Annotated in this window: 19 protein-coding genes; 16 read left to right on the plus strand and 3 right to left on the minus strand. The window is 69.4% G+C overall.

The genetic code is table 11. The features are described 5' to 3' along the window. The first annotated feature begins 12 nt into the window (after nt 1–12). From DIE02_RS13030 to DIE02_RS13065, 8 genes are all read left to right on the plus strand, one after another. Nucleotides 13–1,341 (plus strand): MFS transporter, encoded by a 1,329-nt coding sequence (locus tag DIE02_RS13030; protein ID WP_124485478.1) that lies wholly within the window; start codon nt 13–15, stop codon nt 1,339–1,341. 22 nt (nt 1,342–1,363) lie between these two features. After that, the gene (locus DIE02_RS13035) at nt 1,364–1,939 is read left to right on the plus strand and encodes an alpha/beta hydrolase (protein ID WP_124485477.1); all 576 of its coding nucleotides are present in this window, start codon (nt 1,364–1,366) and stop codon (nt 1,937–1,939) included. Between the two features lie 280 nt (nt 1,940–2,219). Beyond that, nucleotides 2,220–3,386, plus strand: a complete 1,167-nt coding sequence (locus tag DIE02_RS13040) for an ABC transporter substrate-binding protein (protein ID WP_044843531.1) — start codon at nt 2,220–2,222, stop codon at nt 3,384–3,386. A gap of 49 nt (nt 3,387–3,435) precedes the next feature. Continuing rightward, entirely contained in the window at nt 3,436–4,515 is a 1,080-nt protein-coding gene (locus tag DIE02_RS13045) for an ABC transporter ATP-binding protein (protein WP_124485476.1), read from the plus strand. A gap of 145 nt (nt 4,516–4,660) precedes the next feature. Next, nucleotides 4,661–5,533: an ABC transporter permease gene (locus DIE02_RS13050; protein ID WP_044843529.1), complete on the plus strand. Its 873-nt coding sequence runs from the start codon at nt 4,661–4,663 to the stop codon at nt 5,531–5,533. Then, on the plus strand, nt 5,533–6,456 hold the full coding sequence (locus DIE02_RS13055; RefSeq protein WP_124485475.1) for an ABC transporter permease: 924 nt from the start codon (nt 5,533–5,535) through the stop codon (nt 6,454–6,456). The genes DIE02_RS13050 and DIE02_RS13055 overlap by 1 nt, the downstream gene beginning before the upstream one ends. A gap of 229 nt (nt 6,457–6,685) precedes the next feature. Beyond that, nucleotides 6,686–7,123 carry a hypothetical protein gene (locus DIE02_RS13060; protein WP_124485474.1) on the plus strand — a complete coding sequence of 146 codons (438 nt, stop codon included), beginning with the start codon at nt 6,686–6,688 and terminating at the stop codon, nt 7,121–7,123. A gap of 277 nt (nt 7,124–7,400) precedes the next feature. After that, nucleotides 7,401–7,613 (plus strand): hypothetical protein, encoded by a 213-nt coding sequence (locus DIE02_RS13065; RefSeq protein WP_044843526.1) that lies wholly within the window; start codon nt 7,401–7,403, stop codon nt 7,611–7,613. Nucleotides 7,614–7,955: 342 nt separating this feature from the next. Here the strand turns inward: DIE02_RS13065 and DIE02_RS13070 are convergent, their stop codons facing one another. Next, the gene (locus DIE02_RS13070; RefSeq protein ID WP_124485473.1) at nt 7,956–8,921 is read right to left on the minus strand and encodes a D-2-hydroxyacid dehydrogenase; all 966 of its coding nucleotides are present in this window, start codon (nt 8,919–8,921) and stop codon (nt 7,956–7,958) included. A gap of 394 nt (nt 8,922–9,315) precedes the next feature. Between DIE02_RS13070 and DIE02_RS13075 the strand changes: the two genes are divergently transcribed. The 5 genes from DIE02_RS13075 (at nt 9,316) to DIE02_RS13095 (ending at nt 14,041) form a co-directional block, all read left to right on the plus strand. Further along, nucleotides 9,316–10,506 carry a CaiB/BaiF CoA-transferase family protein gene (locus tag DIE02_RS13075; RefSeq protein ID WP_124485472.1) on the plus strand — a complete coding sequence of 397 codons (1,191 nt, stop codon included), beginning with the start codon at nt 9,316–9,318 and terminating at the stop codon, nt 10,504–10,506. Nucleotides 10,507–10,535: 29 nt separating this feature from the next. Continuing rightward, a complete protein-coding gene (locus DIE02_RS13080) occupies nt 10,536–11,501 on the plus strand; it encodes a hydroxymethylglutaryl-CoA lyase (protein WP_124485471.1) in 966 nt (321 codons plus the stop codon). A 19-nt stretch (nt 11,502–11,520) separates the two neighbouring features. After that, nucleotides 11,521–11,904, plus strand: coding sequence for a VOC family protein (locus DIE02_RS13085; RefSeq protein WP_124485470.1), 384 nt, complete (start codon nt 11,521–11,523; stop codon nt 11,902–11,904). 294 nt (nt 11,905–12,198) lie between these two features. Next, the gene (locus DIE02_RS13090) at nt 12,199–13,026 is read left to right on the plus strand and encodes an alpha/beta hydrolase (RefSeq protein WP_124485469.1); all 828 of its coding nucleotides are present in this window, start codon (nt 12,199–12,201) and stop codon (nt 13,024–13,026) included. Between the two features lie 121 nt (nt 13,027–13,147). Further along, nucleotides 13,148–14,041: a LysR family transcriptional regulator gene (locus DIE02_RS13095; RefSeq protein ID WP_124485468.1), complete on the plus strand. Its 894-nt coding sequence runs from the start codon at nt 13,148–13,150 to the stop codon at nt 14,039–14,041. Between the two features lie 86 nt (nt 14,042–14,127). Here DIE02_RS13095 and DIE02_RS13100 read toward each other — a convergent pair whose 3' ends face one another. Together DIE02_RS13100 and DIE02_RS13105 are read right to left on the minus strand one after the other, a co-directional pair. Then, nucleotides 14,128–15,585, minus strand: a complete 1,458-nt coding sequence (locus DIE02_RS13100) for an MFS transporter (protein WP_124529071.1) — start codon at nt 15,583–15,585, stop codon at nt 14,128–14,130. 486 nt (nt 15,586–16,071) lie between these two features. Next, nucleotides 16,072–17,241, minus strand: a complete 1,170-nt coding sequence (locus DIE02_RS13105; protein ID WP_124485466.1) for a hypothetical protein — start codon at nt 17,239–17,241, stop codon at nt 16,072–16,074. 143 nt (nt 17,242–17,384) lie between these two features. On the opposite strand from DIE02_RS13105, the gene DIE02_RS13110 reads away from it, so the two are divergent. The 3 genes from DIE02_RS13110 (at nt 17,385) to DIE02_RS13120 (ending at nt 20,887) form a co-directional block, all read left to right on the plus strand. Continuing rightward, nucleotides 17,385–18,311, plus strand: coding sequence for a LysR family transcriptional regulator (locus DIE02_RS13110; RefSeq protein ID WP_044843518.1), 927 nt, complete (start codon nt 17,385–17,387; stop codon nt 18,309–18,311). Nucleotides 18,312–18,428: 117 nt separating this feature from the next. Continuing rightward, complete coding sequence (locus tag DIE02_RS13115) at nt 18,429–19,631, plus strand: YbfB/YjiJ family MFS transporter (protein WP_124485465.1); 1,203 nt, start codon at nt 18,429–18,431, stop codon at nt 19,629–19,631. Beyond that, a complete protein-coding gene (locus DIE02_RS13120; RefSeq protein WP_124485464.1) occupies nt 19,628–20,887 on the plus strand; it encodes an MFS transporter in 1,260 nt (419 codons plus the stop codon). Before DIE02_RS13115 ends, DIE02_RS13120 begins: the two co-directional genes overlap by 4 nt. Nucleotides 20,888–21,014 lie beyond the last annotated feature (127 nt).

The raw sequence follows: 21,014 nt of genomic DNA on the forward strand, positions 1-21,014 counted from the left end.
GAGGAGACACGCATGCTGATTCATCACGTCGAGCCGTCGCTGCAGGACGTGGCGGCCACCGGGCGGCGCGCGCCGGCCTATGCCTGGCTCGTGTTCGGGCTGACCGTCGGCCTGCTGCTGTCGGACTACATGTCGCGGCAGGTGCTCAATGCCGTGTTTCCGCTCCTCAAGCACGCGTGGGGACTGTCGGACACGCAGCTCGGCTCGCTCTCCGGCGTCGTCGCGCTGCTGGTCGGCCTGCTGACGTTCCCGCTGTCGGTGCTCGCCGACCGCTTCGGCCGCGTGCGCAGCATCGTGCTGATGGCCGCGCTGTGGAGCGTCGCGACGCTCGGCTGCGCGCTGTCGACCAACTACGCCCAAATGCTCGTGTCGCGCGGCCTCGTCGGGCTCGGCGAAGCCGCGTACGGCAGCGTCGGCGTCGCACTGATCCTCAGCATCTTTCCGGCCCGGCTGCGCGCGACGCTGACCGGCGCGTTCATGGCCGGCGGCGCGTTCGGCTCGGTGTTCGGGATGGCGCTCGGCGGCCTCGTCGGCGCGCATCTCGGCTGGCGCTGGTCGTTCGGCGTGATGGCCGCGCTCGGCATCGTGCTGCTCGTCGCGTACCGCGGCGTGGTCACCGAACGGCGGCTCGCGGCCTGCCGCGTCGAACCGTGCCGGCCCCATGGCGATGCGCCGCGCGACCTGCGCGGCAGCGTGCGCGCGCTGATGTCGGGGCTGTTCGCATCGCGTTCGGTGATCTGCGCGTATGTCGGCAGCGGGCTGCACCTGTTCGTGCCCGGCGCGCTGTTCGCTTGGCTGCCGAGCTACCTGAACCGCTATTACGCGATGGCGCCGGACCGCGCCGCGGTGCTCGCGGCCGGCTTCGTGCTGCTGTCGGGCGTCGGGATGGTCGGCTGCGGGATCGTCACCGACCGTGTCGGCAAAACCGACGGCAAGCGCAAGTGGTTGACCGCGATCGCGTATTGCGTGCTGACGGGCGTGTGCCTCGGCGCCGCGTTCCGGCTGCCGCCCGGGCCGCTGCAACTCGCGCTGATCTGCGCGGGCATGCTGGTCGGCGCGGGCGCGTCCGGCGCATCGGGCGCGATGGTCGCGAACCTGACGCCTGCCGCGATCCATGCATCGGCGTTCGCGACGCTCACGCTCGCCAACAACCTGCTCGGCATGGCGCCGGGCCCGCTGCTGACGGGGTGGGTCGCCGATCGCGCCGGCCTCGTCGGCGCACTGCAATGGATTCCCGTCGTGCCGCTCGCGGCCGCCGTGCTGTTCGCGATCGGACGCGCGAGCTACGCGGCCGATCTCGCGCGCGTCGAACGCGAACGGCGCGCGTCCCACCTTTCCTGAACCGAACCCTCCCGGAGGCTGCATGACCCTGGCGACCGCGCCCACCATCCTGATCGTGCCCGGCTTGCGCGATCACGTCGAAGACCATTGGCAGACGCATCTGCAACGACGCCTGCCGAACGCACGGTCCGTCGCGCCGCTCGAAGCCGACAAGCTGAGCCGCGCCGCGCGCGTCGCGGCACTCGATGCGGCGCTCGCCGCGATCGACGGCCCCGTGATTCTGGTCGCGCACAGCGCGGGCGTGATGATCACGGTGCACTGGGCACGGCAGGCCACGCGCAAGATCCACGGCGCGCTGCTCGCGGCACCGGCCGATCTCGATACGCCGATGCCCGCCGGTTATCCGGCGCCCGACGCGATCGCCGCGAACGGCTGGACCCCGGTACCGACCGGGCGGCTGCCGTTTCCGAGCGTCGTGGCCGCGAGCCGCAACGATCCGCTCGCGCGCTTCGAACGCGTCGAACTGCTGGCGGCCGGGTGGGGCAGCAAGCTCGTCGATCTCGGCGAAGTCGGGCATCTGAATCCGGCGTCCGGGTACGGCGAGTGGCGGGATGCGGAGCGGCTGATCGGGGAGGTGATCGCGCTCGGTGCGGCCTGAGCGCCATCGGCAACGCGCCGCGCATGAATTCCCTGCCGGCGCGTCAATGTGAACCGATTCCATTTGAGCGCCCAGCGACATACGACGTCCTAACACGCCGCGTGCCCGTCGCCGTGTCGCGCCGCGAAATCGCTCAATCTACAAATCCTCGGGAAACGGAAGGTTTCTGTTAGGGAAATTCCCGCCCCGCGCCAGTCGGTTTTTTGTTGACCGACATCGTATAACGCCGTCATGATTTCCTGAAAAGAAAGGTCCCATCCACCGACCGAAGTGAGGAGACATGAACGCCACCCCGATCGCTCGCCGTGTCCGCCGGATCGCACTCGCCCTGGGTTTCACGCTGTCGGCCGCGGCAGCCGTTGCCGCACCCGTATCGCTGAACGTCGTCGACGTCGCGGGCAACCTGCAGCTCACGCAGAAGGCCATCGAGGCGTTCAAGGAGAAGAACCCGAATCTCGTCGCGAACGTCACGTTCACGAACGCGCCCGCGCCGCAGCTGCCGGGCAAGATCAAGGCGATGCAGGCGGCGGGGCGCGCCGACATCGATCTCGTCCTGACCGGCACCGACGCGCTGGCCGCCGGCATCGAGCAGAACCTGTGGCTGAAGCTGCTGCCCGACAACGCGGGCGCGTTCCCCGGCGTGCTCGACCGGTACGCGCCCGGCCCGCGCAAGATGCAGGATGTCGCGCAGGGCTTCGGCCTCGAAGTGACCTACATGCCGGCCGGCCCGCTGCTCGAATACAACCCGGCGAAGGTCGCCGACCCGCCGAAGACGCCCGAACAGCTGCTCGCGTGGTGCAAGGCGCATCCGAACAAGCTGATCTATGCACGCCCGGCGAACTCGGGCCCCGGCCGCACGTTCCTGATGGGGCTGCCGTACGTGCTGGGCGACAAGAACCCGCAGGATCCGATCAACGGCTGGGACAAGACCTGGGCGTTCCTGAAGCAGCTCAACGACTGCGTGCCGTACTACCCGGGCGGCACGTCGGCCGTGATGAAGGAGCTCGGCGAAGGCACGCGTGACATGACCGTGACCGTCACCGGCTGGGACCTCAACCCGCGCGCGCTCGGCATCGTGCCGGCCGACTTCCGGATCCAGGCGTTCGACAACATGACGTGGGTCAACGACGCGCACTACATGGTGATTCCGAAGGGCGTGGCGAAGGACAAGCTCGACGTGCTGTTCAAGCTGATGAACTTCCTGCTCGAACCGGCGCAGCAGGCGATGACCTACGACGACGGCTACTTCTATCCGGGCCCGGCGGTGAAGGGCGTGACGCTCGAGATGGCGCCCGCGCACAGCCAGGAAGTGATCAGGAAGTTCGGCCGCCCCGAGTACGCGAAGCTGCTCGCGGAACGTCCGCACGTGCAGCCGCTCAACGCGCAGGCGATGGTGGCCGCGTTCCAGAAGTGGGACCGCGAGATCGGGTCGCAGAAGTCGAAATGACGGATGAACCCGCGGGCGCCGCGGCGCCCGCGCCGACGGAGTTCGCGTAATGAAGCACAGTTTCGAACGGTTGCGGCTCGACGGCGTGTGCCGCAGCTTCACCAATGCGGAGGGCGCGCAGGTCGCCGCACTGAACGGGCTCGATCTCGACATCCGGCGCGGCGAGTTCGTCGCGCTGCTCGGCCCGTCGGGCTGCGGCAAGTCGACCGCGCTGAACTGCATCGCCGGGCTGCAGCCGCTCACGAGCGGCGGCATCTGGCTCGACGACACGCGCATCGACGTGCTGCCGCCCGAGCGCCGCGGCTTTGGCATGGTGTTCCAGAACTACGCGCTGTTTCCGCACATGTCGGTGCTCGAAAACGTCGGCTTCGGGCTGAAGATGCGCGGCGTGCCGAAGCAGGAAACGCGGCGGCGCGCGCAGCAGGCGCTCGAACTCGTGCAGCTCGTCGGCCACGAGGGCAAGCTGCCCGGGCAGTTGTCGGGCGGGCAGCAGCAGCGCGTCGCGATCGCGCGCGCGATCGTCATCGAGCCGCCGCTGGTGCTGATGGACGAGCCGCTGTCGAACCTCGACACGAAGCTGCGCATCGAGATGCGCGCCGAGATCCGCCGCATCCACACGCAACTCGAACGCGCGACGATCTACGTGACGCACGACCAGGACGAGGCGCTGTCGATGGCCGACCGGATCGTCGTGATGAAGGAGGGCATCGTGCAGCAGGTCGCGTCGCCGAAGGACGTGTACACGCGCCCGCACAACCTGCACGTCGCGCGCTTCATGGGCTATCGCAACGTGCTGCCGTTCACGCTCGAAGGCATGGTCGGCGATTACGTGAACGTCGCCGCCGCGGGTGTGCGCATCACCGGCGTGCCGATGGCGGGCTTCGACGGCAAGGACGTCGTGGTCGCGCTGCGCCCGGACGACATCGAGCGCGCGGAAGCAGGGGCCGACAACGCATTCGACGCGACCGTCGAAACGGTCGAATACGGCGGCCGCGACTCGCTCATTCGTGCGATCACGCCGTTCGGCCCGATCTGGGCGCGCGTCGCCGGCGAATTCGCGCAGGGCGAACGGCTGCGGCTGCGCGTGAGCCCGGCGCGCACGCTCGTCTATGCGGGAGACGCGCGATGAACGGCCGCGGCGCCGCGTGCGCGGCAGCGCGCCCCCGGGAGGCCAGCATGAAAACCATCCCCGATCGCCGCCGGACGCACATTCTTGCGCAACGGAATGCTTCTGTCGGGCACTGTCGAAACAGCACTTGCAAGGGCGGTGCCGCATGAGCACGCTCGCGACCGGCGGCGCGCCGCGCGACGCGAAGGCGTGGCTCGTCACGCCCGCGCTCGCGTTCATCGTCGCGCTGTTCATCTATCCGTTCGCGTACGGCCTCGTGCTGTCGTTCCAGCCGACGAACGGCGGCGGCGTGCTCGCGAACTACGTGCAGTTCTTCACCGACACGGCGATGTGGCCGACCGTGCTCGTCACGCTGAAGCTCGCGGTGCCGGCGACGCTGATCAACGTCGGCATCGCGGTGCCCGTCGCGTTCGCGCTGCGTCGCAACTCGCCGTACCAGAAGTTCGTCACGACGCTGCTCGTGATTCCCGTCACGCTCGGCACGGTGCTCGTCGCCGACGGGATGCTCACGTACTTCGGCCCGAACGGCTGGTTCCCGCAGGCGCTGCAAGGGCTGCACCTGTACACCGACGAGGTGCGCCTCACGCACAACTACTGGGGCGTGCTGCTGTCGCTGATCGTGTCGGGCTTTCCGTTCGCGTTCCTGCTGATGCTGTCGTACATCAGCGGCATCGACCCGACGCTCGCGCGCGCCGCGGCCACGCTCGGCGCGAACCCGTGGCAGCAGTTCCGGCGGATCTACCTGCCGCTGCTCGTGCCGGGGCTCACGATGGCCGCGTGCCTGTCGTTCGTGCAGGCGTTCTCGGTGTTCCCGTCAGCCGTGCTGCTCGGCGCGCCGGCCGGGCCGACGCGAGTGATCTCGATCGCGGCCGCCGAAGCCGCGTTCGAGAGCTACGACTATTCGCTCGCGTCGGCGATCGCAATCGTGATGGGCTTCGTGCAGCTGCTGGTGGTCGCGTCGATGCTCGGCGCGCGCCGCTTCTTCTATACCGGTCCGGTCACGGGAGGCAAGGGCTGATGGCGACCGACAATCATGCCGCGCCGGCGTGGCCGCCGAAGCACAGCCCGCCCGGCGCGCAGCCGGTCAACGCGATGAAGCCGCGCAAACTGCGCGGCAGCCTCGCCGGCCGTGCATGGAAGGCGCTCGTGTGGGGGCTGATGGCGTTCTTCCTGCTGAACGTGATGCTGCTGATCGCGACCGTCGCGGTGAACTCGGTCGCGACGCGCTGGTTCGGCACGCCGCTGCCGCAGGGCTTCACGCTGCACTGGTATGCCAAGGCGTGGGAAGACTTCCAGCTCGCGAGCGTGCTGTGGGTGACGCTCGAAGTGGTCGGCGCGGTGGTGCTGCTGTCGGTCGCGCTCGGCGTGCCGGCCGCCTATGCGCTCGCGCGCGTGCAATTCCGCGGCAAGCGCTTCGCGCTGCTGGTGTTCCTGCTGCCGCTGATGGTGCCGCCCGTCACGTACGGGATCCCGATGGCGACCGTGATGTACAAGGTCGGGCTCGCCGGCACGCTGCCGGGCGTGATCCTCGCGAACCTGGTACCGGCGCTGCCGTTCGTGATCCTCGTGATGACGCCGTTCATCGAGCAGATCGATCCGAACCTCGAAGCCGCCGCGCGCATCTTCGGCGCGAACACGTGGCGCTATTTCCGCTACGTGCTGTTGCCGCTGCTGGTGCCCGGCATGCTCGCGGCCGGGCTGCTCGTGCTGGTGCGCACGATCGGGATGTTCGAGCTGACCTTCTTCACCGCGGGCCCGAGCACGCAGACGCTCGTCGTCGCGCTGTATTACGCGGTGTTCTCGACCGGCGTGCGCGCGCCGCAGTCGATCGACGCGATGGCGATGATCTACATGGCCATCACGCTCGTGTGGGTCGTGATCGCGCTGCAGTTCGTGAGCCCGACGCAGCTCGTGAGTCGCGTGAAGCAGGAGCGGCAATAGGCGTCCACGTGTGGCGGCGTGCGTTAACGCGACTCAACGCGAAGGACAGCGGCGGCGCAGCGATGCAGGCGGTCCTGCCGATGCTTGCGCGCGCCATCCGTGCAATTGGTTACAAATGGATACCGCGAACCGTGCACGGACGTTGCAGACTACGCAGCGTACCGGCCCGGCGATACGTTCGCTCGCATCGCCGCATGCCGCCCGACGTTCACCCGATTCGCGGAGTTCCATGAAGTTTCCCACGCTGCTCACGCTCGGCTGTGCGGCCACGCTGCTTGCCGCCTGCAACCTGCTCCACGACGGCCCCGGATCGAGCGACGTCGATGCCGCGGTGCGCCGCGCGCTCGAAGCGGAAAACCACGGCGGCCTGAACGCGCTGTTCGGCCAGCCGCTGCCCGTGTCGGCCGACGTGATCTCGGCGAAACCCGACGGCGACTGCAGGAAGGTCGGCGAACGGACCTACACGTGCGACGTCGTGGTCACGTGGCGCAACCACGATTACGCGCCGTCGCGCGCGAACCTGACCTTCGTCAAGGCCGCCGACGGTTCGTGGCAGACCTCGGGCGTCGACGCGGCCATCGCGACCGGCGCCGCCAAATCGCTGATCGACCGGATCGGCAAGGCGTGGCCCGGCAACGCGGCGAGCGGTGCGTCAGCGCCGCAGTGACGCGGCCGGCGACGGGCTTCGTCGCGCTTTCTTCAGAGGACGCTCCCGGCGCGCGGAACCGTACCGTTCTCCACGGACCGCTGGCGGACTGCGCGAACGGTGCCGCGACCGCGGCGGTGCCCCATCTTGTTCGACCCGTGCTCGGGCCCGGATTAGCGGCAAAAAAGGGCGCAAACGCGACCGGGTATCGACCGAACCCATCCTCGGTATGCGGATCGGAATATAGGGAAAACCCTTAATTCGAGCTATAATCACGACCTAGAAGAAAGGTCGAACCATGCCCGAACGTCTCCAATCCCTTGAAAAATTTGTGTTTTCCCTGGTCGTGATGTCCGCGGTCTTCTGCTCCGCGTTCCTCGCGTACGAGCGTCACCCCGAGATCAAGATCGCGCTGCACGAAGGCGAAGCGCTGATGCGCGAAAGCGCCAAGTATTCGGTCATCTGCTCGCCGTCCAAGGTCGATCCTTGCGTCGAGATGTCCGCTTACTGATCGATCTTCGCGTCGAGGCTCGCGTGCCGGTCGGCGCGGCAGCGAACGGTGTCCTGGGCTCCGTTTCATCAGTTTCGGACTCGTCCTACAGATTTGGCGGCCTGATTTCCTTGAAGTAGCGCCCATCAGGAATTCGGAAACCGGCCGCAAGGCAGGGCGGATGCACGAACCCGTAACGTGCCGAGTCGCTGGCGTAAGCAGCCCCCATTCCGTCGGCCCCGCTTCGAGCAATCGAGCGGGGCCGCTCCATTTGCGCGGTCGATCTGCGCGCCCCATTTACACGGCCCTGACTGCACGGCCCGAATTCGCGCGGTCCGCAGGTTCGGTCCGCAGCGACCGGCGTCACACCACCTGCCGAGGTTCGCCGCGCGCAAACGCGGCAACGTTGTCGACGAGCTGATCGGCCAGTGCCCGCATCGCCTCGTCGCTCGCCCACGCGACATGCGGCGTCAGGATGAACGCCGGATGCGACAGGATCGCGTGGAACGGGTGCGCGGCCGGCAGCGGCTCCTGCGTGACCACGTCGAAGCCGGCGCCCGAAATCTGCCCCGACTGCAGCGCGTCGACGAGTGCACCTTCATCCACGAGCCCGCCGCGTGCGGTGTTGATCAGCAGCGGCCGGCGCGCCATCCGCGCGAACGCGGCCGCGTCGATCAGGCCGCTGGTCGCCGGCGTGAGCGGGCAGTGCAGCGTGATCACGTCGCTGTCGCGCAGCAGCGTGTCGAGCGGCACATGCCCGGCGCCCCGCGCAGCGCCGTGCGCGGCGAACAGCACGCGCATGCCGAGCGCGCGGGCGATGCCGGCCACCGCACGGCCGAGCACACCGTCGCCGACGATCCCGAGCGTCGCGCCGGCCAGGTCGCGGATCGGATGATCGAAGAAGCAGAACTGTCCGCTGTCGAGCCAGCGCCCCGCGCGCACCGCGTCGCGATACGCGACGAGGCTGCGCCGCAGCGCGAAGATCAGCGCGAACGTGTGTTCGGGTACGGTGCGCACCGCATACCCGCGAATGTTGCTGACGACGATGCCGCGCGCGGCGCACGCATCGAGATCGACGATGTCGGTACCCGTCGCGGCGATCGCGATCATTTTCAGGTGCGGCGCACGGTCGAGCGCCGTCGCGTCGAGCCGGACCTTGTTGGTCACGACGATGTCCGCGTCGCCGATACGCGCGGCCACTTCGTCCGTTGTCGTCCCTTCGAAGGTCCGCAGCGCGTGCGGAAACGGAAACGGCTTCAGCACGGTCTGCGGCGACAGCGTCGCGCGGTCGAGAAACACGATCTGCGCAGGAGAGGAACTGGAAAACATGGCGGGCCTCGCTGACGGGCGCCCGGCGGGCGCGCAACGGCAACGATTCTGCCAACGGCGCATGCGATCGGGCTTGCGCATTGCGCGAGCGCGCTTTCCCGCGCGGAAAACGTCGGTGCCATCCGTGCACGGCCGGCCCGACGACTTCCCGGTTCACTGTTCCGTCGCACGAGCCGCTGTGGCAGCGCCCCGTCGTGCTGCAGGCGATGGCGCACGCGGGCGCCGCTGGGACGATGCGTGTGCGGCGCTCGACGAAGCCGCCGTGCTGGCCCGCGAAATGAGCCACGCGCCCCTTTCCGTTCAGGAAAGGCTGGTTGAGCATCGATCGATTTTCGCCGGATGCGAACGCCGTCATGATCGCCGTCATCGACAACACGATTTTCAGGAGACAGTCATGACGCGCCCCCTGGACGGTATCCGCGTGCTGGAACTCGGCCAACTGATTGCCGGGCCGTTCGCGGGCCGGATGCTCGCCGAATTCGGCGCGGACGTGATCAAGGTGGAGCCGCCCGGCGTCGGCGACCCGCTGCGCAAATGGCGGCTGCTGCACGACGGCACGTCGGTCTGGTGGGCCGCGCAGTCGCGCAACAAGCGCTCGCTCGCGCTCGACCTGCGCACGCCCGAAGGGCAGGACGTCGTGCGCCGCCTCGTCGCCGGGACCGACGTGCTGATCGAGAACTTCCGGCCCGGCACGCTGGAAGGCTGGGGGCTCGACTGGGAGACGCTGTCCGCGATCAACCCGCGGCTCGTGATGCTGCGCGTATCGGGCTTCGGCCAGACCGGCCCGTATCGCGACCGGCCCGGCTTCGGCGTGATCGCCGAAGCGATGGGCGGCCTGCGCCACCTGACCGGCGAGCCGGGCCGCACGCCGGTGCGCGTCGGCGTGTCGCTCGGCGATTCGCTGTCGGCGCTGCACGGCGTGATCGGCATCCTGCTCGCACTGCGCCATCGCGAACAGCAGGGCGGCAAGGGGCAGGTCGTCGACGTCGCGCTGTACGAATCCGTCTTCAACATGATGGAAAGCCTGCTGCCCGAATACTCGGCGTTCGGCGCGGTGCGCGAGCCGGCCGGCAGCAGCCTGCCGGGCATCGCGCCGACCAACGCGTACCGCTGCCGCGACGGCAGGTACGCGCTGATCGCCGGCAACGGCGACAGCATCTTCCGGCGCCTGATGGCGCTGATCGGGCGCCCCGATCTCGGCGACGATCCCGCGCTCGCGCACAACGACGGGCGCGTCGCGCAGGTCGCGCGCATCGACGCGGCGATCGGCGAATGGAGCGCGCGGCTCGATCTCGACGACGTGCTCGCCGCGCTGCACGACGCACGCATCCCGTCCGGGCGCATCTACGACGTCGCGGACATCGCGGCCGATCCGCATTACCGCGCACGCGACATGATCGTCGACGCCGCGCTGCCCGACGGCACGCCCGTGCTCGTGCCGGGCATCGTGCCGAAACTCGGCGCGACGCCGGGACGCATCGAGCGTCCGGCGCCCGCGCTCGGCGCCGATACCGACGCGGTACTCGAATCGATCGGCATCGATGCCGCGACGCGCGATGACTGGCGCACGCGCGGCGTGATCTGAAGCGACCAACCTGCGACCGGGACGACGACATGAACCAGCCCCATCCCCAACGACTTTATATTCAAGAAGTCGCGACACGCGACGGTTTCCAGAATGAAGCGGCGTTCGTCGACACCGACGACAAGATCGCGCTCGTCGACGCGTTGAGCGCGTGCGGCTACGCGAAGATCGAGGTCACGTCGTTCACGTCGCCGAAGGCGATCCCCGCGCTGCGCGACGCGGAAGCCGTGATGCACGGCATCGTGCGCGCGCCGGGCGTCGTCTATACGGTGCTCGTGCCGAACGTGCGCGGCGCGGAACGCGCGCTGTCGTGCGGCGTCGACGAGGTGAACCTCGTGATGTCGACGAGCGAGAGCCACAACCGCACGAACCTGCGGATGACCCGCGAGCAGTCGTTCGCGCAACTGCGCGACGTGATCGACACGGTGCGCGGCACCGGCGTCGCGCTCAACGTGTCGCTGTCGACCGCGATGGGCTGCCCGATGGAAGGCGACGTGCGTGCGGAAACCGTGCTCGCGTGGATGCAGCGCTTCGCGGATCTCGGCGTGCACGGCTTCACGCTGTGCGACACGACCGGCATGGCGTATCCGTCCCAGGTGCGCGACCTGGCCGAACGCGCACGCGAACGCTTCGGTGCGCTGCAGCTCGCGCTGCACTTTCACAACACGCGCGGGATGGCGCTCGCGAACACGCTCGCCGCGCTCGACGCCGGCATCGACCGCTTCGACGCATCGCTCGGCGGCCTCGGCGGCTGTCCGTACGCGCCGGGCGCGACCGGCAACGCGTGCACCGAGGAGCTCGTGCACATGCTCGCGCTCGACGGCTACGATACGGGCGTCGACTTGGCGGGCGTACTCGCCGCGGCCGCGCGGTTGCCCGCGCTGATCGGGCATGACCTGCCGAGCCAGATCCTGAAGGCCGGGCGCCGCTCGGACCTGCATCCGCCGCCGCGCGCCGAAGCCGGCCACATGCCGGCGCAGCGGGCTTTGTCGTAACCGAACCGGAGCGAATCACATGGCACTGATTGACCACCTCGACCACCTCGTGCTGACTTGCGTCGATCCGGAGCGGACGAAGCATTTCTATACCGAAGTGCTGCAGATGCAGCTCGAAACCTTCGGCGCGGGCCGGCTCGCGTTCCGCTTCGGCAACCAGAAGATCAACCTGCACGTGCGCGGCGCGGAGTTCGAGCCGAAGGCGCACGTGCCGGTGCCCGGCGCGCTCGACCTGTGCTTCATCGCGTCGGTGCCGCTCGACGACGTGATCGCGCATCTGCACCTCGTCGAATGGCCGATCGTCGAAGGGCCCGTCGAGCGCACCGGTGCGACGCAGAAGATCCGGTCGGTGTACGTGCGCGACCCGGACCTGAACCTGATCGAGATCTCCGAGCTGATCTGAGTTGCGTTGCGTTGAATTGCACGGCGCGCGCGGCGGTCATGCCGAGCTGTCGTGCGGCGTGGGCGCAGCATCGCGTCCGTTCTGCCGGTTCCGCATGCGCCGGCGCGATGCGCCCGCCACGCAGCAATCCTCCGCCGAAAGCGGACAGGCGCGTATCGCACCCGCCGATTCCGGATAGGCGCGCCGCGTTGCACTGCGGATAATGGCGTGCATCGGCGCCGGTCCGTCCGCCGCCTTCGCAGCGGGCGCGACGCGCGTCCCGCAGATCCGCAATCCGACCCACGCACATTCCGAATGACGATCCTCTATCGCGGCATGGACCGCGCGGCGCTCGACGCCGCTTACCTGAACACGAAGGCCATTCCCGACTTCCCCGCGGTACTCGCGTCCTGCCAGGCACGCAGTGCCGCGCTTTACGCCGCGACGCCCGCGCAGCGCGACCTGCGTTACGGGTCGCGCCCCGCGCGGCGCTTCGACTGGCTGCGCTGCGGCCTGCCCGGCGCGCCGCTGTTCGTGTTCATTCACGGCGGCTACTGGCAGCACTGCGCGAAGGAAGATTTCGCGTACGCGGCCGCCGGGCCGCTCGCACGCGGGTTCGATGTCGTGCTCGCCGAATACACGCTCGCACCGGATGCATCGATGACCGACATCGTCGGCGAGATCGGCGCGCTGCTCGACCATCTCGCGGCCGATCCCGATCGCATCGGCACCGGCGGCCGGCCGATCCACCTGAGCGGCCACTCGGCAGGCGGTCACCTGACCGCCGTGTATCGCGCGCATCCGGCGGTCGTGTCGGCGCTTGCGATCAGCCCGCTCGTCGATCTCGAGCCGATCTCGCTGTGTGTGCTCGGCGAGAAGCTTCGACTCACCGCGCACGAAATCGCCGCCTACAGCCCGCTGCGTCATGTCGGCCCCGGTGCGCCGACCGTCGTCGCGGTCGGCGCGGCCGAGTTGCCGGAGCTGGTGCGCCATGCGCATGAATACGCGGACGCATGCGAGACGGCCGGCGAGCCGGTTGCACGCGCGTGGCTGCCGGGCATGCAGCACTTCACGGTACTCGACGATCTCGCGCGACCGGACAGCGCGATGCTCGCCGCACTGCAGGCGATCGCGCCGCGCTGAACGCGCCGTCCTGCATCGTTTCGCGCGATTTCGCCGCGTGCACGGCCGGGCGTATGATCGGCATCAGGCCGGTCGGGCGCCATTCGCACGCGCCGCACGGCACACCCCCAGGATCCTCGTCATGGTGAACCCGCTTCATTTCGATCTGCAGTCGCTGCGCGTGTTCGCTCTCGTCGCCGAGCACGGCAGCCTGACCAAGGCGGCCGAACACGGTCAGCTCACGTTGTCCGCGGTCAGCAAGCGGATCGCCGAACTCGAGAGCGTGACCGGCAGCGCGCTGTTCGTCCGGCATGCGCGCGGCGTCGAGCTGACGCCCGCGGGCCGCGCGCTGCTCGAACATGCGGCGAAGGTCATCGAGCAGGTGAACCGGATGGCGCACGAGATGAGCGATTACGTCGCCGGCGTACGCGGCCACATTCACGTGTGGACCAATACGTCGGCGATCGTCCAGTTCCTGCCGGCCGATCTCGCCGCGTTCCTGACCGACAACCCGGGCATCAAGGTCAGTCTCGAGGAAAGGCTGAGTCACGAGATCGTCGATGCGCTCGGGTCCGGCAAGGCCGATCTCGGCGTGTTCGCGGACAACGTGCCGGCGCCGGGCATCGAACGCCGGCTGTACCGGCGCGACGAGCTCGTGCTGCTCGTGCCGCGCGGGCATCGCTTCGCCGCGCGCGACAGCATCCGCTTCGCGGATACGCTCGATGAAGACTACGTCGGCCTGAGCGACGGCAGTTCGCTGCTCGCGCGGATGACCGACGCCGCGTTCGCGGCCGAGCGCTCGCTGAAGCTGCGCATCCAGGTATCGAATTTCGACGGCGTGAGCCGGATGATCGAGGCCGGGCTCGGGATCGGCGTGCTGCCGCGCGACGCGGTGACGGGCGAGCGCGCGGCGCGGCTCGGCGTCGTGACGCTCGACGACGCGTGGGCGACGCGCACGCTGTGGGTCGGCGTGAAGGCCGGCACCGTGCTGACCACGGACATCGCGAAGCTGTTCGATTTCATGTCGGCGCGCTGAACGCGAAGAATGCGTGACCTGCGTTCAACGCGCGCCAGGCGCGACGCACGGGGCACGCATGCGCATGCCCCGTGCCGCATACCGCGTCATACCGGGTTGATGTCGTCCTGGCTGCGCCGCGTGGTCAGCGGCCCGAGCATGCGCAGCGTGACCGCGACGATGCCGAGCGCGACCGAGATCACGCCGAACATCGCTCCGGCGCCGTGCTCGGCCAGCACCGGCAGCAGCACGAACGGCAACGCGCCGCTGACGATGCGCGACAGCGAGTAGGTGCTGCCGATCGCGGTCGAGCGCACGCGCGCCGGGAAGATCTCCGCCTGATACACGTGATACGCGTTGCTGAACACGTTCGACGCGCAGGTCGTCAGGAACCCGAAGCAGACGATCAGCGCCGTATTGCCCGAATACGCGAAGCACAGCCCGAACGCGGCGATCGAGAGGATCGACACGATCACGAGCGTGCGGCGCTCGATCCAGTTCAGCAGCGGAATCGACAGCAGCGAGCCGATCGGATAACCGATGAACGACAGTGCGATGAACAGCGTGCTGTCCGTCACGTCGAACCCGCGGCTCTTGACGACCGTGCTCGCGAGCGTGCCGAAGCCGTAATAGCCGAAGCCCTGGAACAGGTGGAATACCGCGAGCATCAGGTAGCGCGCGCCGTAGGGCCGGCGGCGCAGCAGCGCGATGCGCTCGCCGACGCGCAGCGGCCGCTGCGGTTCGGCCGATGCCGCGAACTGGTCGGGCACGCGCCCCCCCGCGCTGTCCGCGAAGCGCTTCGCCGCGGCATGCGCATCCGCGGCGCGGCCCTGCGCGAGCAGCCAGCGCGGGCTTTCCGGCAGACGATGCTGGACCAGCAGCACGTACACGGCGCCGAGGCTGCCGATCGCGAGGATGATGCGCCAGCCGGCCACGCCCGCGACGTGCAGCGGATTCAGCCACAGCGCGAGGAAGCCGACCAGCGGCACGGCGACGTACGAAGTCGTATAGGCCCATGCGGCAAGCCGTCCGCGCTTGTCCTTCGGCAGGATTTCGGACAGGAAGCTGTCGGCGACCGGGTAGATCGCGCCGACGCCGATGCCCGTGAGAAAGCGGCATGCGACGAGCATGTCGGCGTTCACGGAGAACGCGCCGATCAGCGAGAACGCGCTGTACCAGACGAGCGTCATCAGGAACGCCTTGCGCCGGCCGATGCGGTCGGCGAGGCTGCCGAGACACAGCGCGCCGACGAACATTCCGATGAATGCCGACGCGAGCAGCAGCTTGAAATCGACGCTTTGCCGGCTGAGCCCGTATTCGTGCTGCAGCGCGGAGCCGATCGTGCTGACGAGGAAGATCTCGTACATGTCGAAGAACAGCCCGATGCCGATTACCCAGACGACGAACCGGTGCAGCGCACCGACCGGCAGGTCGTCCATGAATTCGCCGAGCGTGATGCCACGCGCGGGCAGGGCCGTCGCATCGGCGCCGGCCCGGGCCGCGGACGATGCGGCGGACGCGGGTCCGCCCGCGGTGCCGCCAAGGTCGAGGGATTGGCTGTTCATCGTGTCTCCTGATTATCGATTTGCCGTGGCGCGATGCCCGGCCGTTCGCGGCTATTCGCGGCCGGCATCACGGGCCCGGTCGCGCGACGCGGCGCACGTGCCCGCAAAGCCCGCGAAAGGCCGGATGCGCGCGATCGCGCCGATCGTCCGAAACATGGTCGGCGAATTTGCGCGACGCGATAATTGCGGATGCTTCAAGCATCCTTTCCCGCGCAGAAAGGCCGGGAAACGCCCGCTGGGCGGGCGTCGGACGGAAGGCGAGCCGAAGCTGGAAGGTCAGGGCAGGGAAAACGATAGGCCGCGCTGCGCGGATTCGGCGGCCGGTGATGGTGATGGCGTACCGCGCGGTTCGGTATCCTCGGTCAATCCGCCGGCGCCGCGCGACGGAACGGCGGAGCGACGCCGCGGGACCTTGCATTCGTCAGCGTTCATCGATCGCTGCGACGCACCGAATGTGCAGCGCCGCCGCTCGTCCGCCCATCCGGCTCATGGCGACGCGCACGGATCGGACCGTTCATCCGTCGCCGCCGCACCGGCATCGGTGCCGGTCCCGACCCCGACGTCCGCCCGTTCATGCCGCACCGTCTCCGACGCAACCGCCTGCAGCTTCACCGCCAGGTCCGGCGCGATGCCGAGCTGCGCGGCTGCTTGCTCCCGCGCGCCCAGGGTGCGCACGTCGACGCCGGCGATCTGCTGGAACAGCACGAGGGCGCTGAGGTAAGCGCCCGTCACGCCCGGATGCTGATAGTCGAGCCGCGAGATCGGCGGGTCGTTGTGCGCGCGCATGCCGTACCACAGCAGCGGGGCGCCCGACGGCGCATACGGATCGGGATCGGCGATGCCCGCCATCCACGCGCGCTGCCATGCGCGGCCGACCGGCGCGACGGCCACGATCGACGGATCGGTGCGGCGGGCGCGTTCGAATGCATCGCGATACGCGGCGACGAGTTCGGCGAGACGCTCGACATAGCGCGCGTGAAAGCCGGCGCTGCCCGGCTCGCCCGCCAGCGCCTTCGCGAGATCGGCGCCCGGCCAGGTTTCGTACAGATAGACGCGCGCTTGCGGTGCAGCAGCGCGAATGCCGCGCGCGATCTTCGCGACGCTCGCGCAGAAGGCGGCCGGATCGCTGGCACGGCTATGGGTGAGCGAAAACGGCAGCGGCTTCGCGCTCAACTCCTGCAGCACGACCGCGTCCCAGACAGGCCGGTCGATCACGTCCGATGCAACGCGGTCGTGTTTGGCGAGACTCGTCGCCGACATCGCTTCGAGATGGACGTCATAGTCGAGCCCGGCTTCGACGGCAAACCGCGCGAAGATGCCCGGAATCCCGCCCCACGGGCCCGGCTCGCGTTCCGCGCGGGCGCCGGTCTGCCCGAAGTTCTCGTCGATCACCCGCGCCGCGGCCGCGCCTGCGGCCTGACGGCCGGCATGCATCGCGCCGTACGAACGCACGGGCGTGTAACGGCCGTGCGTGAGACTGTCGCCGACGAACAGGATGCGTTGCGGCGAGCGGATTGCGGGCGCCGGCAACCCGGGCGGCGACACCGCCGACGAGCCGGCCATCGCCGGCCCGGCGACCAGCCACGCGACGACGCACGCCGACGCGCAACGCATGACGACGCAACGCAACGCGGGCACGGCAGGCAAGTCGGTCATCTCGAAGTTCCGCAAGGACGCGTGGCCGAAGTATTTCACGAAGCGGCGCGACCGCGCTGCCCCCGCGTTGCGCAACGCGTACGGTAGACTGCTCGCTGGCTTTTCCCGCCCACGACACGACCCCACGCGCCCCCGCACACGACATGGACCGAATCGATGCGATGAAGGTGTTCGTCGCCACGCTCGACGAGGGCAGCCTCGCGGGCGCGAGCCGCCGCCTGGGCCGCTCGCCGGCGGCCGTCAGCCGCGCGCTCGCGTTTCTCGAGGAACACACGGGCACCGCGCTGCTGTACCGGACCACCCGGACGATCCGTTTGAGCGAAGCCGGTGAACGTTATGCGGCAGCGTGCCGCCGCATCCTCGCGGATCTCGAGGAAGCCGACATGCTGATCGCCGACGAACGCTCGGCGCCGCGCGGCCTGCTGACGATCACCGCACCGGTCGCCGCGGGCGAAGACGTGCTGCGTGCGCTCATCGACGAATTCATCGACCGCCATCCGGCCGTGTCGATTCGCCTGCAACTGCTCGACCGTCCCGTCAGCCTGATCGACGAGGGCATCGACGTCGCGCTGCGCATCGCGCACCTGAGCGATTCGACGCTCGTCGCGATGCCGGTCGGCGCGGTGCGGCGTGTCGTCGTCGCGTCGCCGGACTACCTTGCGAACCATCCGCCGATTACCGCGCCGGCCGATCTCGCCCGGCACCGGATCATCTCGATGACGCACTTCGGGCTCGATTCGTGGAGCTTTCCGCCGTCCGCGCCGTCGGCGCTGCCACAGGTGGTCCAGTTCGCACCGCGCTTCATCGTCAACACGATCCGCGGTGCGCTCGCGTCGGCGCTCGCCGGCCACGGCGTCACGCGGCTGTTCTCGTATCACGTCGCGGAGCCGGTGCGGGACGGCGCGCTGCGCATCGTGCTGCGCGACAGCGAGCACGCGCCGCTGCCGATTCATCTGGTCACGCCTTACGGACGCCTGTCGGTGCCGAAGGTGCGGACGTTCGTCGATTTCGCCGCGCCGCGATTGCGCGAGCATTTCGCGCAGCTGGCGGCCATCACCGACGGAGATTGAATCGCGTTGCGGAAGAATGGCTTCCGTGCTGCATGGATTCTCCCGATACCCGGTTCAATCTAGACTTCCTTCAACCGGCGGATGCGCGTGCATCCGCCCAGCGAATGGGAGGTCTCCATGCAACAAGCGCTTCTCGACCGGCCGCACGCCCCCGCGTTCAACGTGTGGCGCGGCACGGTATCCGGCGCCAGCGCGAGCCTGATCGGGATCGGCCTGGCGCGCTTTGCGTACACGCCGCTCTTGCCGGCGATCATCGGTGCGCACTGGTTTCCCGCGTCCACCGCCGCGTATCTCGGGGCGGCCAACCTCGGCGGCTATCTGGCCGGCGCGCTGGTCGCCGGCACGCTCGCGCGCCGCGCCGGCTCGACCGCCGTGCTGCGCGCGATGATGCTGCTCGCGACACTCGCATTCGTCGCGTGCGCGGCACCAGTGTCGTTCGTGTGGTTCTTCGTGTGGCGTTTCGCGTCCGGCCTGTCGGGCGGGGCGCTGATGGTGCTCGCGGCGCCGGCGATCCTCACGCACGTGCCGCCGTCCCGGCGCGGTTTCGCGAGCGGCGGCATCTTCACCGGGATCGGGCTCGGCATCGCGGCATCGGGCACGATCGTGCCGATCCTGCTGCGGCAAGGGCTCACCGTCACGTGGCTCGGGCTCGCGATCGTGTCGCTACTGCTGACCGCCGTCGCGTGGCGCGGCTGGCCGGCCGACGACGCACGGCCCGCAGCCGCCGCGGCGCATGCCGCGCACGCGCGCAACCTGCCGGCCGGCAGCCTGCGCGCGCTGTACGTCGAATACGGGCTCAACGCGGTCGGGCTCGTCCCGCACATGATCTTCCTCGTCGACTACGTCGCGCGCGGACTCGGCAAGGGCGTCGACGCGGGCGCGCAGTACTGGGTGCTGTACGGCCTCGGCGCGATCGTCGGGCCGCTCGCGTGCGGGCATCTGGCCGACCGTGCGGGCTTCGGCCGCGCACTGCGGATCGCATTCGCGATCGAAGCCGTCGCGGTCGCGCTGCCGCTGCTCGGCCTGGGCCCGGCCGCGCTGATCGTGTCGAGCCTGCTCGTCGGCGCGTTCACGCCCGGCATCGTGCCGCTCGCGCTGGGCCGCGTAAACGAGCTGCTCGCGCATCATCCGTCGGTCGCGAAGCGCGCATGGCGCAGCGCGACGACCAGCTTCGCGATCATGCAGGCGGTCGCCGCCTACGGTCTGTCGTACCTGTTCGCATCGAGCGGCGGCCGTTACGAAGCGCTGTTCGGCGTCGGCACCGCCGCGCTGTTGCTGGCGCTCGCGGTCGACGTGATCTCCTCGGCGAGGGCGCGATGAGCACGACCGCCCACGCACCGGCCGCCGCACACGCCGGCCGCTCGAGCGCCGGCTACGCCGAACGCAATGCGCGCTACTGGCGCCGCAATCTCGCCGTGTGCGTGTTCGGGTCGTTCACGACGCTCGTGAGTCTCAGCATGCTGCTGCCGTTCCTGCCGCTGTATGTGCGGCAGCTCGGCGTCGACGCGCAGTCGGCCGTGATCCAGTGGTCGGGCGTCGCGTTCGGCGCGACGTTCCTCGGCACGGCCGTCACCGCACCGCTGTGGGGCCGCCTCGCGGATCGCTTCGGCCGCAAGCCGATGCTCGTGCGCGCGGCACTCGGGATGGCCGTCGTGATGTCGCTGATCGGCGTCGCGCACAACGTGGTGGAACTCGTTGCACTGCGGCTGATCGCCGGGCTCGTCGGCGGCTATGCGTCCGCGTCGACCGTGATGGTCGGCACCCAGGCGCCGCGCGAACGCGCGGGCTGGGCGCTCGGCATCCTGTCGACCGGCGCGCTCGCGGGCAATCTCGTCGGGCCGCTCGTCGGCGGCCTGCTGCCGGGCTGGCTCGGCATTCGCGGCACGTTTTTCGCGGGTGGCGCGATGATCGCCGTCGCCGCGCTGCTGACGATCGTCGTCGTGAAGGAGGACTTCGATCCGGCCACCGACGCGCACGCGCGGCACGCCCGCGCAACGTCGGCGAACCCGGCCCGGCGCACCGATCGCGTGGCGGTCGCCGCGCTGCTCGTGACGGCGATGATGGTGCTGCTCGCGAACATGTCGATCGAGCCGATCATCACGGTCTATATCGGCGGGCTCGGCGTGGACGGCAATCATCTGGCGCGCATCGCCGGCGTCGTGATGGCCGGCTCCGCACTCGGCAGCATGCTGACAGCCGCGCGGCTCGGCGCGCTTGCCGACCGGATCGGCAGCTGGAACGTGATCGTCGGCTGCCTGCTGCTGACCGCGCTCGCGATGCTGCCGCAGGCGTTCGTCACGCACTGGTGGCAGCTCGCCGCGCTGCGCGTGCTGATGGGGATGACGCTCGCCGGGTTGCTGCCGTCGATCGGCAAGCTGGTCCGGCAGTCGGTCGACGAGCGCGCGACGGGCCAGATGCTCGGCTACCTGCAGTCCGCGCAGTTCGGCGGGCAGGTGATCGGCCCGGTGATCGGCGGACAAATCGGCGTCGCGCTCGGCCTGCATTCGGTGTTCTTCGTGACGGCCGCGCTGCTGGCGGCCTGCGCGGCGCTCGCATATCGGGTGCGCAGCCGGTAGAAGCGCTGCGCGCTGGCCCGCCGGCGGCGCTCTGGCGTAGCATGGGCGCAGTTGCGGGGACGCCGGTTCGCACGCCGTGCGGAGACGACGCCGCAACCACGCGTCGCGACGGCCGCGTCGTCGTTTG

The organism is Burkholderia sp. Bp8991 (assembly GCF_003853795.1).
Taxonomy (GTDB): domain Bacteria; phylum Pseudomonadota; class Gammaproteobacteria; order Burkholderiales; family Burkholderiaceae; genus Burkholderia.